Annotated in this window: 12 protein-coding genes and 3 pseudogenes; 5 read left to right on the top strand and 10 right to left on the bottom strand. The window is 26.1% G+C overall.

All coding sequences use genetic code 11. From position 1 onward, the window contains the following. Positions 1-114: 114 nt before the first annotated feature. From AFAEC_RS06840 to AFAEC_RS12390, 5 genes and pseudogenes are all read right to left on the bottom strand, one after another. Positions 115-1,029: pseudogene (locus tag AFAEC_RS06840) on the bottom strand (methyl-accepting chemotaxis protein); the annotation flags it as partial. A 448-nt stretch (positions 1,030-1,477) separates the two neighbouring features. After that, a complete protein-coding gene (locus AFAEC_RS06835) occupies positions 1,478-1,876 on the bottom strand; it encodes a PAS domain-containing protein (RefSeq protein WP_051487581.1) in 399 nt (132 codons plus the stop codon). A gap of 208 nt (positions 1,877-2,084) precedes the next feature. Then, the gene (locus tag AFAEC_RS06830) at positions 2,085-4,154 is read right to left on the bottom strand and encodes a methyl-accepting chemotaxis protein (RefSeq protein ID WP_225442362.1); all 2,070 of its coding nucleotides are present in this window, start codon (positions 4,152-4,154) and stop codon (positions 2,085-2,087) included. A gap of 155 nt (positions 4,155-4,309) precedes the next feature. Further along, positions 4,310-5,641 (bottom strand): annotated as a pseudogene (locus tag AFAEC_RS06825) (methyl-accepting chemotaxis protein); the annotation flags it as partial. A 126-nt stretch (positions 5,642-5,767) separates the two neighbouring features. Next, positions 5,768-6,304 (bottom strand): annotated as a pseudogene (locus AFAEC_RS12390) (MCP four helix bundle domain-containing protein); the annotation flags it as partial. 184 nt (positions 6,305-6,488) lie between these two features. On the opposite strand from AFAEC_RS12390, the gene ligA reads away from it, so the two are divergent. Further along, positions 6,489-8,438, top strand: coding sequence for an NAD-dependent DNA ligase LigA (gene ligA, locus AFAEC_RS06820; protein WP_026805491.1), 1,950 nt, complete (start codon positions 6,489-6,491; stop codon positions 8,436-8,438). 7 nt (positions 8,439-8,445) lie between these two features. On the opposite strand, the gene AFAEC_RS06815 is transcribed toward ligA, so the two are convergent. Beyond that, complete coding sequence (locus AFAEC_RS06815; RefSeq protein WP_026805490.1) at positions 8,446-9,528, bottom strand: GIY-YIG nuclease family protein; 1,083 nt, start codon at positions 9,526-9,528, stop codon at positions 8,446-8,448. Between the two features lie 186 nt (positions 9,529-9,714). On the opposite strand from AFAEC_RS06815, the gene AFAEC_RS06810 reads away from it, so the two are divergent. Together AFAEC_RS06810 and AFAEC_RS06805 are read left to right on the top strand one after the other, a co-directional pair. Then, positions 9,715-9,921 carry a hypothetical protein gene (locus AFAEC_RS06810; protein ID WP_026805489.1) on the top strand — a complete coding sequence of 69 codons (207 nt, stop codon included), beginning with the start codon at positions 9,715-9,717 and terminating at the stop codon, positions 9,919-9,921. Beyond that, a complete protein-coding gene (locus AFAEC_RS06805) occupies positions 9,905-11,851 on the top strand; it encodes a methyl-accepting chemotaxis protein (RefSeq protein ID WP_172658637.1) in 1,947 nt (648 codons plus the stop codon). Before AFAEC_RS06810 ends, AFAEC_RS06805 begins: the two co-directional genes overlap by 17 nt. A 19-nt stretch (positions 11,852-11,870) precedes the next feature. On the opposite strand, the gene AFAEC_RS06800 is transcribed toward AFAEC_RS06805, so the two are convergent. The 4 genes from AFAEC_RS06800 to sugE form a co-directional block, all read right to left on the bottom strand. Further along, a complete protein-coding gene (locus tag AFAEC_RS06800) occupies positions 11,871-13,049 on the bottom strand; it encodes a glutathionylspermidine synthase family protein (protein ID WP_034216301.1) in 1,179 nt (392 codons plus the stop codon). A gap of 2 nt (positions 13,050-13,051) precedes the next feature. Then, the gene (locus AFAEC_RS06795) at positions 13,052-13,687 is read right to left on the bottom strand and encodes a UPF0323 family lipoprotein (RefSeq protein ID WP_026805495.1); all 636 of its coding nucleotides are present in this window, start codon (positions 13,685-13,687) and stop codon (positions 13,052-13,054) included. Between the two features lie 72 nt (positions 13,688-13,759). Continuing rightward, on the bottom strand, positions 13,760-14,548 hold the full coding sequence (locus AFAEC_RS06790; RefSeq protein ID WP_026805496.1) for an ABC transporter ATP-binding protein: 789 nt from the start codon (positions 14,546-14,548) through the stop codon (positions 13,760-13,762). A gap of 7 nt (positions 14,549-14,555) precedes the next feature. Next, positions 14,556-14,873: a quaternary ammonium compound efflux SMR transporter SugE gene (sugE, locus tag AFAEC_RS06785; RefSeq protein WP_026805497.1), complete on the bottom strand. Its 318-nt coding sequence runs from the start codon at positions 14,871-14,873 to the stop codon at positions 14,556-14,558. Positions 14,874-15,038: 165 nt separating this feature from the next. Here sugE and AFAEC_RS06780 point away from each other — a divergent pair, with 165 nt between their 5' ends. Next, on the top strand, positions 15,039-15,563 hold the full coding sequence (locus AFAEC_RS06780; RefSeq protein WP_026805498.1) for a ribonuclease HI: 525 nt from the start codon (positions 15,039-15,041) through the stop codon (positions 15,561-15,563). An 11-nt stretch (positions 15,564-15,574) separates the two neighbouring features. Beyond that, positions 15,575-16,459 (top strand): DMT family transporter, encoded by an 885-nt coding sequence (locus tag AFAEC_RS06775; protein WP_026805499.1) that lies wholly within the window; start codon positions 15,575-15,577, stop codon positions 16,457-16,459. The last annotated feature ends 41 nt before the right edge of the window (positions 16,460-16,500 follow it).

The raw sequence follows: 16,500 nt of genomic DNA, 5'->3' as shown, positions 1-16,500 counted from the left end.
TCTTATCTTTCTATTATAAAACCAAGTTATTTTAAATTATATATTTATTATTCAGTGAGAATTGAAAGAGGAGAATTTTTTATAGAGGAAATTTATAAGATAAAGTAGGAGAGCTTAAAAGCTTTCCCACTCATCATTATTAGAACTATCTTTAATAGTTTTATCTTTTGTTAAAGGCTTTTTTATTTTAATCTGCGTTTGTGTTTGAACTATTTTTCTTTTTGATTGTTCATTATTTTTAGCTTTTACTTCATCTTTTCCTATAAACTCTTTCTCATTCGCATCTTTTACTATTACTTTTGCTATTTCATCTGCATTTAATGCTATCTCATTTGTTTGTGTTGCTATACTTGCATTTTGTTGAGTTTGTTGATCTAGCTGATTTACTGCATCATTTATCTGCTCGATACCATTTAGTTGTTCTTTACTTGACATCTCTACATCTTGAATAAGATTAATTGTTTGAGAAATATTTGTATTTAACTCTTTATAGCCTTCTATCATATTTGAAGCTATCATTTTTCCTTCATTTGCTTTTTGTGTTGCATTCTCTACTATATTTTTTATCTCTTTTGCTGCTTCTGCACTTCGTGAAGCTAAGTTTCTTACTTCTTGTGCAACTACTGCAAACCCTTTTCCAGCTTCTCCTGCTGTTGCTGCTTCTACTGCTGCATTTAAAGATAAAATATTTGTTTGGAATGCTATATTATCTATTACACTTATAGCCTCATTTACTAAATTTACCTGAGTATTTATCTCATCCATTGCAGTTGTTGTTTGATTTGCTAACTCTTCTCCTTCTTTTACGGATTTTGTTACATTATTTGACAAGTTAGACATCTTTGCTATACTTTGTGTATTATTTCTTATGTTACTTGTTATCTCTTCCAATGCTGCTGCTGTCTCTTCTAAACTTGCTGCTGCCTCATTTGAACTTATATTCAATCTATCTACATTTTCTAAAAGTATTCTTGAACTATTCTCTAATGTTAATCCATTTGATTTATTTTCAATAAGCATATTTGTAATAGTATCTCTTAAAGTATTTATCTCTTGAAATAAAACTCTAAAATCATTTCTTACTAAAGATTCATCTAATTTATTTAAATAGTTATATTGTCCATAAAGTAAAAGTGTATCTTTTATTAAGCTAATAGTTTTTTTCAAATCACTAGCTAGATTATTTATAGTTTTTGCTATATAGTTTAATTTAAAATTTGAACTATTTGTGAAACTTATTCTATCACTTACAATTCCACTAGCTAACTTTTCTGAAACTAACATTATCTCTCCAAAGATTTGTAACTCTTCATCACTATTTTTCATTAAAATTTTGCAAAGTGAATCTATTCTAGTTTTAAGCTCTTTTTCAAAACCTGTACAAGAAAACTCTTCTATTTCTAAACTACTTATCTCGTCTTTTAAGTATTTTTCCATATTCTCTAAAATATTTAAAATCTGTCTTCTATTATTTGATTTAAAAAGCATTTTTACCCACTATATTTTGATATGCTAAAATTGCTTTATTAATCTCATCTCTTGTTGGTTTTACCCTAGCAGATATATACCTAAGAGAACCATCACTATTTTTTGAAGAATATACATTCGCTTTTACCCAATAATATCCACCATTTTTAGTTCTATTTTTTACTATTCCTTTCCACATTTTTCCAGATTTTATAGTTTTCCATAAATCTTCAAAAGCCCACTTTGGCATATCTTTATGCCTAATCATATTATGTGGATTTCCAACAAGTTCATTTAATGTATAACCTGAAATCTTACAAAAATCCTCATTGGCAAATTCTATTATTCCTTTTTCATTGGTTTGTGTTACTATAATTGTATCTTTTGATAACTCTATTTCTATTTCCATGTCTATTGTATCCTTAATATTTAATTTTTATAAGGTGATTATCTTATCTTATCTTATCTTTCTATTATAAAACCAATTCTATTTTATTATTTTTATAATTTATATCCATTTTTATAATTTATATCCATTTTTACAATATATATTTAATTATTTTTTATTAAATTGGTTTGAAGAGTTTATAAGTTAAATAGAAAAAGAGAGGGGAAGCTTAAAAGCTCTCCCACTGATCATCACTATTATTCATAACTATTGGTTTTGAAGATTGAGAAGTTGATACTTTTTTACTACTTATTATTGGTTTATCTTCTTTTCCTTGAGTTTTATTTACTATATTTTTAGCTTTTACTTCATTCTTACCTATAAACTCTTTTGCATTTGCATTACTTACTACTAATTTTGAAATACTATCTGTTACTATTGCAATATCATGAGTTTGTGAAGCTATCATAGCGTTTTGTTGTGTTTGTTGGTCTAGCTGATTTACTGCATCATTTATCTGCTCTATCCCCATTAATTGCTCTTTTGATGCATTTTGTATATCTGATATTAAATCCATTGTTTGTGAGATATTTAAATTTAACTCTTTATACCCTTCTATCATACTATTTGCTATCTCTTTCCCTTCGTTTGCCTTTTGTGTAGCATTCTCTACTATATTTTTTATCTCTCTTGCTGCTTCTGCACTTCTACTTGCCAGATTCCTTACTTCTTGAGCAACAACTGCGAACCCTTTTCCTGCCTCTCCTGCTGTTGCTGCTTCTACTGCTGCATTTAAGCTTAATATATTTGTTTGGAATGCTATTTGGTCTATTACTCCTATTGCTTCATTTATTGCTGTTACTTGTGCATTTATCTCATCCATTGATACATTTGTTTGATTCGCTAATCTCTCTCCATTTGTTGCTGATGTTGTAACACTTTTTGAGTATGATGCCATCTTTGCTATACTCTCTGTATTATTTCTTATATTACTTGTTATCTCTTCTAATGCTGCTGCTGTCTCTTCTAAACTTGATGCTGCTTCGTTTGAACTTAAATTTAATTTATCTACATTCTCTAAAAGTATTTTTGAGCTACTATCTAATGTCATCCCATTTGATTTATTCTCTACTAGCATTGATGTTATTGAGTCTCCTAAATGATTTACTCCTCTTGCTAGTTTTAATAGATGCTCTTTTAAACCTTTTTGATCTATCTTATTTAAATAGTTATAGTTACTATATTGTTCTAATATTTTTAATACATTATCTATATTATTCTCTAAATTATCTGCCATCTTATTTAAAACTGATTTTAATTCCATTAGTGCTGGATTATTAACACTCAAATTTAGTCTTTGACACAAATCACCTTGTTCAAATTCACTTAAAACTGTTATTGTCTCATCTATTAATCTTCTATCTTCTTCTATTGCTTTTTGTGTTTTTATTATATTCTCATTTACTACTTTTGACATCTGTGCAAACTCATCTTTCCCACTATCATCTAGAGTTCTTACATTATCTTGCTCTCTATTTAAATATCCGAAAAAGTTTAACAATCCCTCTTTAAACCTATTTAGGCTATTTATTATATCTTTTGAGATTAGTAGTATTATAGAAGCTATAATAGCTAATATCACTAAAATTATAATAGCTGCTTCTATTACATTTGTATAAAATTGCTCATTTATATCATCAATATATATTCCTGTACCAAGTATAAATCCCCACTCTTTAAACTCTTTAATATGAGATATTTTTTCATCAAGTTTTTGTGATTTACTATCTTTATTCCAGAAATAAGTTACAAATCCTGTATTTTCTTTTTTTGTAATATCTAACATTATTTTAAAAAGATTTTCTTTTGAAGTTAGTATTATTTCATCTTCATTATTACCATAGATAAATTTTGTAGCTAAATTATATTTTTCAGAATCTAATACTGTATTATTTAAAGCTGGATTAATTGGATGTTGGACCATCTTTGGATAGGGATTTGTATTATCTATTATAAAAATATACTCTTGATATCCTCCTGAATTATATCTTAGTTTATTTATAGCACTTAAAGCATTTTTCTTTGCAGTATTCTCATCTATAGAACCCGATTTAAAAGCTTTATATTCTGATTCAACTAGACTATATCCTAACTCTATTAAATTACTTAACTTAAGTTTTTTCTCCTTTAACATTATATTTTTTTCACTAATCAAAAATATAATACTTAATAAAATAAACCCTCCTGTTGTTAAGAATAACATTAACAATAACTTACTCTTTATACTAATATTTCTCATATTTCTCCCTTTTGTGTATTAAAGGCAATTATCTTATCTTATCTTATCTTTCTATTATAAAACCAAGTTATTTTAAATTATATATTTATTATTCAGTGAGAATTGAAAGAGGAGAATTTTTTATAGAGGAAATTTATAAGATAAAGTAGGAGAGCTTAAAAGCTTTCCCACTCATCATTATTAGAACTATCTTTAATAGTTTTATCTTTTGTTAAAGGCTTTTTTATTTTAATCTGCGTTTGTGTTTGAACTATTTTTCTTTTTGATTGTTCATTATTTTTAGCTTTTACTTCATCTTTTCCTATAAACTCTTTCTCATTCGCATCTTTTACTATTACTTTTGCTATTTCATCTGCATTTAATGCTATCTCATTTGTTTGTGTTGCTATACTTGCATTTTGTTGAGTTTGTTGATCTAGCTGATTTACTGCATCATTTATCTGCTCGATACCATTTAGTTGTTCTTTACTTGACATCTCTACATCTTGAATAAGATTAATTGTTTGAGAAATATTTGTATTTAACTCTTTATAGCCTTCTATCATATTTGAAGCTATCATTTTTCCTTCATTTGCTTTTTGTGTTGCATTCTCTACTATATTTTTTATCTCTTTTGCTGCTTCTGCACTTCGTGAAGCTAAGTTTCTTACTTCTTGTGCAACTACTGCAAACCCTTTTCCAGCTTCTCCTGCTGTTGCTGCTTCTACTGCTGCATTTAAAGATAAAATATTTGTTTGGAATGCTATATTATCTATTACACTTATAGCCTCATTTACTAAATTTACCTGAGTATTTATCTCTTCCATTGCAATTGTTGTTTGATTTGCTAACTTTTCACCTTGTATAGATGATTTTGTTATTTCACTAGAATATTTAGACATTTTTGCAATATTTTCTGTATTATTTCTTATATTACTTGTTATCTCTTCCAATGCTGCTGCTGTCTCTTCTAAAGAAGATGCTGCTTCATTTGAACTTAAATTTAATTTATCTACATTCTCTAAAAGAAGTTTTGAACTTTGTTCAAGAGTTAAACCATTTGATTTATTCTCTTTTAACATTGAAGTTATAGAATCTCCTAAGCTATTTACACCTTCTGCTAATCTTTGTAAATGCTCTTTTAACCCTTTTTGGTCTATCTTATTTAAATAGTTGTAGTGGCTATATTGTTCTAAAACTTTTAATACATTATCTATATTTGTTTCAAGATTTTCAGCCATATTATTTAATACATTTTTTAGTTGCATTAATGCTGGATTTGATACTTGAGTATTTAATCTTTGACATAAATCCCCTTGTTCAAACTCACTTAATACTGCTATTGTTTCATCTATTAATTTTCTATCTTCTTCTATTCCTTTTTGTGTTTTTAAAATATTCTCATTTACTACTTTTGACATCTCTCCAAACTCATCTTTTGCACTATCATCAAGTGTTTTTACATTAGCTTGTTCTCTATTTAGATATGCAAAGAATGATAATAAACCATCTTTAAATAGATTTAATTTTTTAATTATATCTGTAATTATTAGATATGATAAAATAGAGATAATAAAAAATGCTATTAAAATTGTAGAAACTATTATAGTTACACTAGTAGAATAGACATTATTAGCAACATCCATCTCTTCTTTAGCAACTTCTAATTGAAGATTTATTAAATTTGATATTATTTCAGTTATTGGATCAATTTTTGGATATAACTCATTTATTGATATACTTATAATTGAATCTACATCTTGGTTTTTACAGTTTTGTTCAATTTTATCTATAAGAGTATCACCAACTTTCATAAATTTATTGGCTTTTTTAGCTAAGATATCCTCTTTTTCTGTAAGTTTAGTTGCTAAATATTTATCCCAATTATTTTTTATTAGAGTTTTTGCTGTATTAACATTTGAAAGACATTTATCAAATTTAATATTTCCATTTCTTAGTTGATGAGTTGTATCAACAACATTTATTGCATACTCATCTGAAATAACTTTAAGTAACTCTAAAGGGACTACATTGTTATTATATACTCTTATTAAACCATCATTTACAGATTTTAATTTAACTATACCAAGAACACCTAATATAATAATTATTATTAAAGCAACAAATGAAAGCACCAATAGTTTAGATTTTGTTTTCAAATTTTGTAACATATTGTAATCTCCTAATATTTTTTATTTTGTAACTATAATGCACATTAACTTAATTTTTTTAATATTAAAAAATTAATTTATTAATAGTTTAATTAGAAATTAATGATAAGGTATTTTTTGTTTATTTATTGCTATAGCTAAATAATGATACAATACAGCACAAAATTTTATATAAGTTGAAGAAATGACAAAAGAAGAGTATGAAAAAAATATAGAGAAATTGATATCTTGGGCAAAGGCATATTATGTTTATGATGAACCACTTGCAAGTGATGAAGAGTATGATAAATTAGCTAGACTCTGTTTAGAATTTGAGAAAAATAATGAAAATTTAGTTCACCCAAACTCTCCAAATAAGAGAGTTGGAGGATATGTTTTAGATAGTTTTTCAAAAGCTTCACATCTTAGTCGTATGTGGAGTCAAGAAGATGTTTTTAATACAAAAGAGCTTGAAGATTGGATAAAAAGAGTTTCAAAAGTAGAGAGTGATTTAGAGTTTTTTATTCAACCAAAATTTGATGGGGCTAGTTTAAATCTAATCTATGAAAATGGTATTTTAAAACAGGCTATTACAAGAGGAGATGGAATTATTGGGGAAGATGTTACACATAATGTTCTTACAATTCATTCAATCCCGCTAAAAATTTCTGAAAAATCTCTTATTGAAATAAGAGGAGAAGTTGTAATAAGAAAAGATGACTTTGAAAAAATAAATATAGAACGATTAAAAAATGGAGAAGCTCCTTTTGCAAATCCAAGAAATGCTGCTGCTGGAAGTTTAAGACAATTGGATTCAAAAATAACAGCAAAAAGAAAATTATATTTTACAGCTTGGGGAGTAGGTCAAAACTCTTTGGAATTTTCAAAAACAAGTGAGCTTATGAACTATATTTTTTCATTAGGATTTGAAAGAACTCCAATGCAAAAGCTTTGTAAAGATATTTTAGAAATTGAAGATATTTATAAAGAAATGGTAGAAAAAAGAGATGAATTTTCTATGTTACTTGATGGAATGGTGATAAAAATCAATAGTATAAATACTCAAAATAGTTTAGGATATACTCAAAAATTCCCACGATGGTCTTGTGCTTATAAATTCCCAGCTATTGAAAAAACAACAAAACTAAATGATATTATTCTACAAGTTGGAAGAACTGGTGTTGTGACTCCAGTTGCAGTTGTTCAAGCTGTTGAAATAGATGGAGCAATTGTTGAAAGAGCGACTTTACACAACTTTGATGAGATTCAAAGACTTGATTTAAAAATAAACGATGAGATTATAATAATAAGAAGTGGAGATGTAATTCCAAAAATAACAAAAGTTTTAAAAGATAGAAGAGATGGAAGTGAAAAAGAGATTTTAAAACCAACAAACTGTCCTGATTGTAAAAGTGAACTTTTGATTGAAGATATTATTATAAAGTGTCAAAATCTTGATTGTCCATCAAGAGTTGTAAACTCTATAATCTATTTTGCTAGTAAAAATTGTTTAAATATAGATGGTTTAGGAGATAAAATAGTAGAACTTTTAGTAAAAGAGAAAAAGATTTATGATATTTTAGATTTATACTCTTTAAAATATGAAGATTTACAAGATTTAGAAGGATTTAAAGAAAAAAAGATAAATAATCTTTTAAATGCAATAGAAAACTCAAAAAATAGTGAACTTTATAGAGTTTTAACAGCTTTAGGAATTGAGCATATTGGAGAAGTAGCCTCAAAAGCTATTTGTAATAAATTTGGTTTAAATTTAGTAGATGTAACATTTGAAGATTTAGTAAGTATTGATGGCATTGGTGAGCAAATGGCAAACTCTTTTTTAGAGTTTTTTAGAGTAAATAAAGAGATAGTTTTAAAACTTTTTGATATTTTAAAGCCAAAATTCATAATAAAAGAGGAAGCAAAAGATAATCTATTTAAAAATAAAACGGTTGTAATAACTGGAACTATGAGTAAGAGTAGAGATGAAATGAAAGCATTTTTAGAAAATCTTGGAGCAAAAGTATCTTCAAGTGTATCCAAAAAAACAGATTTTGTAATATATGGAGAAGATGCTGGAAGTAAATATGATAAAGCTCTTGAACTGGGAGTTCAAGTTTTAAATGAGCAAGAGATGTTAGAAAGAGTTGAGTAAGAAAATTTTATAATAAAAGGACCCTTTGAGTATTTAATTTTGGAAGAGAACCATGTAAATAGATAAAATTATCAATGATTTTTCTTTCAAATAGTCTATATTCTAAACTTTTAGCTACTCTAAAGTAGATATTATCTCCATTTTTAATAAAGTTTTGAATCTCTTTTGTATGAGCATATTTTTCTGTATAGGTTTTTAATCTTTTTTTTATATTTTTTGAAGAGCCTATATAGACAATTTTAGTTGTTAAAAATGGATAGGTCTCTATTTTATTAGATGATAACTCATAAACTCCTTCTAAGTTATTTGGTAATAAAGATATATTTTTTTTATTTAATACTCTTTTATTTGAAAAAGAGTCTATACATTCTATATCTTCATTAAATTTTGTTATTCTAATTTTGGGAATTAAATAGCTATTTCTAATACTACAAATAACTCTTCGAGAGAGTTTAATTTGGTATTTTTTATATAATAAATCAGATATATCTTCATCTCCTTTTAAACTATTTGAATTTGTATTTATAATATCTTTTATATATATTGAATAAATAAATCTCTTTTGTGGAACTAAATAGCTTAAGTTATAAATAGATTTATTAAATAAAAAATATGTATTATTTAATACCTTAGATAAAATAGATTTATCCAAATAGCTATTATATTTTTTTATATAGATATTTATAAAATCTTCTCTATCTATAATTTTCATATTAAAAAAATAATTTGTATCTAAAAACTTTTTTTGTAAAAAAATCAAAAGTTTGACTATTTTAAATCTAGTTTCATTTACTATATTTATATTTAAAAGCTTTAAATGATTATTTTTTTCTAGGCTCTCTTTGTAATCAAACTTAATTAATAGTAGCTTATAAAAACAATATTTTGTATTTTCATATTTGAAATGATTATTAGAGAATATAGTTTTAAAATAGTTATTTGATAGATATTTAATACTTACTTTTTTCTCTTTATAAGCTTTCTTAAACCATTGTGTATCTAAAACTTGTTCCTTTATATACTTTACATATTTATAAAAAGTCATAACATATAATTTATTTATAATTAAATAAAAAGAGATATTTTTCATAGTGATAATTCTACCCAATATTAAGATAGTTTCTGATTTAACGAAATAGTAAGAATAGATAATATAATATTTCAATTTTCATAATTGATATTAATGATTTAAATTAATAATATTTTTTTTAGTAGTTTGGTTTTTTAATAGAAAGATAAGATAAGATAAGATAAATTTTATTTTAAGGACTGAACAATGGGGCATAATAGAAATTTAGAGCTTTATGATTTAACTAAAAAATTGTTAGATTATGTTGAAAAAGAATACAACTCAAATAAGTATGAATTTGATGATATAAGTAATAAAATATTTTTAAAAGATATTTTATATAAGTTACACGACATAAGAGTAAGTATTCAAAAACAAATAAATAAGGACAAAACAAATGTTAAAAAATTTTAGTACAAGTGTGAAACTATTTTTATTTACTATTTTATTTATTTTAATAGTATTGGGATCGGGAATAGTTTATAAATATTTTAGTAATGTTGCTAATGAAAGGAATAATATAGCAATTTTAACTGAAGAGCTTATCCAACAAAATTTAAAAGGAAGAATATCTGTTTATCAATTTTTAAGAAATTTAACTCAAGAGAGTAAAGAGAATGTTTTAAATCATTTTAAAGAGTTAGATGAAGGAGTTAATGAAATAAAACTTAAACTAACTTTACAAGAAAATATAGATTTAACAAATGAAGTTTTAAACTTTCTGAAAACTTATATTTTTGAGTTTAACTTACTTGCTGAAGAAAAACTTTCTAATTCTGCAAAAGGTATTTCTATTGAATCCGATGAAATGAAAAGTAAAATTGCAAAAATGGCTAATGTAGGTTTAGAATTAGAAAAAAGATTAAATGAGGTAAATAAAAATGCAGTAGTTTTGAGAGATGAAGCTTTTAAAACATTGGATATGGATCTTATTCTTTTAGCTATTGGAGCTACTATAATATTTATTTTAATTTCAATAATTATTTCAAAAGATATAATAAATAGCGTAAATAGGTTTAAAGAGGGATTGTTAAACTTTTTTGGATACTTAAATAGAGAGCAAGATAATGTAAGAACTCTAGATGATAGTGGGAAAGATGAGTTTGCACAGATGTCAAAAGTAGTAAATGAGAATATAATAAAAACACAAAAAGCAATAGAAGAAGATAGAAGATTAATAGATGAGACAATAACAGTCTTAAGTGAATTTGAACAAGGGGATTTGTGTCAAAGATTAAACTTAAGTGTTAATAATCCAGCACTAATGGAATTAAAATCAGTTTTAAATAAGATGGCAGATAATTTAGAGAATAATATAGATAATGTATTAAAAATATTAGAACAATATAGTAACTATAACTACTTAAATAAAATAGACCAAAAAGGTTTAAAAGAGCATCTATTAAAACTAGCAAGAGGAGTAAATCATTTAGGAGACTCAATAACATCAATGCTAGTAGAGAATAAATCAAATGGGATGACATTAGATAGTAGCTCAAAAATACTTTTAGAGAATGTAGATAAATTAAATTTAAGTTCAAACGAAGCAGCATCAAGTTTAGAAGAGACAGCAGCAGCATTAGAAGAGATAACAAGTAATATAAGAAATAATACAGAGAGTATAGCAAAGATGGCATCATACTCAAAAAGTGTTACAACATCAGCAACAAATGGAGAGAGATTAGCGAATCAAACAAATGTATCAATGGATGAGATAAATGCACAAGTAACAGCAATAAATGAAGCAATAGGAGTAATAGACCAAATAGCATTCCAAACAAATATATTAAGCTTAAATGCAGCAGTAGAAGCAGCAACAGCAGGAGAGGCAGGAAAAGGGTTCGCAGTTGTTGCTCAAGAAGTAAGGAATCTGGCAAGTAGAAGTGCAGAAGCAGCAAGAGAGATAAAAAATATAGTAGAGAATGCTACACAAAAGGCAAACGAAGGGAAAGAGATAGCAAATAGTATGATAGAAGGGTATAAAGAGTTAAATTTAAATATCTCACAAACAATGGATTTAATATCAGATATACAAAATGCATCAAAAGAGCAATTAATGGGGATAGAGCAGATAAATGATGCAGTAAATCAGCTAGACCAACAAACACAACAAAACGCTATGATAGCTTCACAAGCTCATGATATAGCAGTAGTAACAGATGAAGTTGCAAAAGTAATAGTAAAAGATGCAGATGAAAAAGAGTTTATTGGTAAAAATGATGTAAAAGCTAAAAATAGTGAGCAATCAAAACCAAAAGTAGTTCAAACTCAAATAAAAAAGCCTATAACAAAAGATAAAACTATTAAATCTAGTTCTAATAATGATCAGTGGGAAAGCTTTTAAGCTTCCCCTCTCTTTTTTTCTATTTAATAATATGTCCTACAAATTTTGACATATTATTCAAAATTTTTCCACCTCTTCTAAATCCTAAAGCACAAGCTTCATAAGCATAAAAAACTCCAGCTTGATAAAAATTTCCTTTTTCATCTTTTGGAAACTCTACATACTCTTGATATATTGCTTTATGCCCTTCATAATCTCCACTTGTTTGCTCATTGATTGAACCATCAGCATTTACTATTTTTGTATTTGCTCCTTCTCTTCCAAAAGCTCTTTTTTCTACATATTTTTTACCTTTTAGTGGCTCAAATGATGTTTCAAGTAAAAGAGGGTGATTTGGGTATAAATCCCATAAAATTTTCATAAATGCTTTTGATTGAAAAATTAAAGTATATGCAGGATTGAAAATAATAGCTTTTTTCTCTTTTATAATCTCAGTTAAAAGTAGGGCTAAACCACTCTCTTCAATAGCAATATTTTCCCAAGGAATAAGTTTAAACCAAAACTCAAAAAGTTCATCATCTTTAAAAATTCCATCATCACTAAATTGTACATTTTCAATAAATTCAAAATCTGTATTAAATCCAGCTTCAGAAGCAATATGTTGTAGAAGTTTTGTAGTATTTATATCTTCACTTGAGCTTGAAATACTTGAAAATAGTATCTTCCAACCAAGTTTTGAGTAATATTCGTCAAATTTTTCTATATCACTATCAAGTGTAATTACTCTTTTAAAGTTATCTTTTAGTGCTTCATAAAGATTATTAAATTGACTACTTTCATCTAAGCCATTTTTCTTTAACATTGCCCATTGGATAATTGCTGTTTCAAAAACTGAAGTTGGAGTATCTGCATTAAACTCTATTAGTTTTATAGGTTTTCCATCAATTCCACCAGCTAAATCAAATCTTGAATATAAATGCCAATGAACATCATTTTCCCAAGATTCTTTGATAATTTCTACTAAATTAAAAGGGATATTTAGTTCATGAAATAGGTCATTATCAATTACATATTGTCCAGCCTCAGCAAACATATCATAAAGCTCATTTGTTGCTTCATAGTAGTTTTCTGCTTCTTCTTCGCTAATTACTACTAATTCATCACTAATATATGAACTATCATCACTATCTGTATGCCATACAAAGCCAATAGATTCTAAATAATCATTTGTTAAAGGATTTATTTTTTCTAATTTCATAATCATCCTCCTGTTGATGTTGAGTTATTTGTTGAACCAGTAGTTGAAGATTTATTTCCAAAAAAACCACTTTGTTTTCCTGCTCCTGTACTAGAACCTGTACTTCCTGCTGGTTTATTAAATGAGCTTTGAGATTTACTATAAGTTTGTGGAGATTTGTATTGAGCTGCTTTTTGGTTTTGGAAATTTTGATTATTAAATAGTTTATTTCCAAGCCAAGAACCAATCATCGCTCCTGCAATTGAAGATAGTAAAACACCACCAAGTCCCATTCCTCCATCACTCAATTGAGGATTTGTAAGAGGTGAAGTTCCTGCATCTATTTTTGCTTCTTCCTCTTTAACTAATTTATCGATTTCTTCTTGAGATAAAATTCTTTCTGTTCCATCTGGACTTCTTAAAACTATTGTAGTTTTTGCTGCTGGAAACTCATCTGCTATTTTATAGCTTCCATCTTTTGCTTGCTCAACTACTACAAATGCACCTTGTTGTTGAGCTGCATTTGTTATTGTTCCACCAGATTGATTTTGTTGTTGGTTTGTATCATTACACCCAACTAATCCAAGCACTAAAACAGCACCTAAACCACCAACCATTGAGTAGTCTGAAATTTTTTTAATATAATTTCTCTTTTTCAATTTTAATTCCTTTAGGTTAAATAAGTTAGATTATACCTTTAAATATATCAAAATTAAATAATATGATAAATTTTAAATAATCTCTTCTATAAAGTATCTTTTATTTTTCTCTTTTACTTTTAATTGTGTATCAAAAATTTGACTAAGATTTTCACTTGTTAAAATATCCTCTTTTTTTCCAACTTTATAAATTGTATTATTATGGATTAAAGCTACATTTTTTATCTCTTCAAAAATCTCTTCAAGATGATGAGTTACAAGAATAATTGTAGCTTTAAGAGATAGTTTTCTTAATATCTTTATAAAATTTATTTGTGCTTTTATATCAAGACCAACTGTTGGCTCATCCAAAACAAAAGCTTTTGGATCATGAATTAGAGCTCTTGCAACTATACATTTTCTAAGTTGTCCTGTACTCATAGCTGATACTTTTTTATCTTTTAAATCATTTATTTCTAAATAATCTATAACTTCAAGAGCCTTAATTATTTGCTCTTTTGTAAAATCTTGATGGGTAAAAATTCCAATAGAGCTATAAAATCCACTTAAAACTACTTCAAAACCACTCATATAATCAGCCTCTTTTTCAAAGTAGTTATGTAAGTCATTTGTTATAATTCCTAAATTACATCTCAATTCAAATATTGAATATCTACTTTTACCAAAAATCTCTTTTTTAAACTCTTTTGTATGTCTTGGATGGATTTGTGATTGGATTAGCTTCATCAAAGTTGATTTTCCACTTCCATTTGCACCCAAAATTGCAAAATGTTCTTTATCTTTTATTTTTAGATTTATATCTTTTAAGATAATTCTTTCATCATATCCAACATCAATATTTTCAAAATCAATAATATACATATTTTTCCTAATTTGTAGTAATTTTAAGTCCAATAATCCCTAATAGTATTAGTATAATACTAATTAATCTAATCAAATTTATAGACTCATTAAAAAGAAATATTCCTGCAATTACAGTTCCTATTGTTCCAATTCCAACCCAAACAGCGTAAGCAGTACCTAAAGGGAGAGATTTTAAAGATAAGCTTAACAGATAAAAACTAATTGACATAGTTACAATAGTAACAATACTTGGCGTCAGTTTTGTAAAACCTTCACTGTACTTTAAACCAGTAGCCCAAAAAATTTCAAAAATTCCAGCTAAAATTAATATTCCCCAACTCATAAAAAATCCTTTATTTTAAAATTGAGGCCGTCCTCTATGAGTAAAGAGGCTGGGTCGTCCCAGCTTTATTGGAAATATTTTAACAATAAAAAGATAAAAAAGCAAAATTGAATAAAGTATGTTAAAATGGAATAAAAATAGATTAACTAAAAAGATAGTTTAATTATGGAAAAAATAGAATTATTCACAGATTCAAGTGTAAACCCTCAAAATAAGATAGGTTTTGCTACTTTTTTACAAAAAAATGATAAAAAAATATCTTTAGATATTTTAAAAAGTAGTATAAAAATTAAAAAATTTGAGAATACTAGTTCAACTAAATTAGAACTTCAATCTTTTCTTTGGGCTTTAGAGGAGCTAGAAAAAGAGAAAAAAGATATTTCTAATTTTTTAATTGAAGTTTATACAGATTGTCAAAATATAATCTCTTTACAAAATAGAAAAGAGAGATTAGAAAATAATAATTATCATTCAAAAAATGGGAAATTAATAAATAATTATGATTTGTATAAAGAGTTTTTTGATAAAACAGATAAACTAAATATAACTTTTATAAAAGTAAAGGGACATAAAAAAACAGCTCTTAAAAATGAGATAGATAATATTTTCAATCTTGTAGATAAAGCTTCAAGAAGTGCACTAAGAGTTTATTTCAAATTTGATAAAATCAAAGATACAAATGAATATTAAAAGGATTTTTTTTGAATGAAAATATAAAAGCTCATATTATGATATTAGTTGCAACTATATTAATCGCAGGTTCGTTTTTGGCTTCTCAAAAATTATCAAGTATAATTGATCCAATATCTTTAACTTTGTATAGATTTGTATTATCTTTACTTTTTCTATCTCCAGTTATTATTTTTAATAAAACTAGATTACAACAACTATTTAAAATAGTTCCAAAAGCTATGATTGTAAGTCTTGTTTATACTTTATATTTTATTGGTATGCTAAAAGCCTTGGAATATACTACTGTTTTAAATACAGGTGCAATATATACTTTGGTTCCTTTGATGACTGCAATTTTATGTATATTTTTCTTTAAAGAGAAAATTGCTTTAAAACAGATATTTATCTATATTTTAGGGATAATTTCAACTTGTATAGTTGTATTTCAGGCTGATTTTAATCTATTTTTAACTCTAAGCTTAAATAGAGGTGATATTATATTTTTAATAGCTTCTTTATCTATGGCTTTATATCCAATATTTATAAAGCTTTTATATAGTAAAAAAGATGAATTATTAGTTTTGGTTTTTGCTACACTTTTGGGTGGGATTATTTGGATGAGCTTAACTATGCAGATCTTAAATATACCATATAATTGGGATAAAATAGAGCTAAACTATTTCTATTATTTACTTTATTTAGTAATTGGAACAACTATAATAACTCTTTTCTTATATCAAAAAGCAACACATATTTTAGGACCTAAGAAAGTTATGGCATATATATATCTTAGCCCAGCAATAGTTGTGATAATAATGTTTTTATTTGAAGGGCAAACTGTCTCTTTTGGAGTTTTTATAGGAATTTTATTATCAGCAATTGCAACAATTATTATTTTAAGGCAAAAATCTTGATATAAAGATTTTATGTTTTGTATGATTTTTGTTACATTCGA

The organism is Aliarcobacter faecis (assembly GCF_013201705.1).
GTDB lineage: Bacteria > Campylobacterota > Campylobacteria > Campylobacterales > Arcobacteraceae > Aliarcobacter > Aliarcobacter faecis.
Note: the sequence above shows the minus strand (reverse complement) of the source record. Positions and strands in the feature narration are given on the sequence as shown.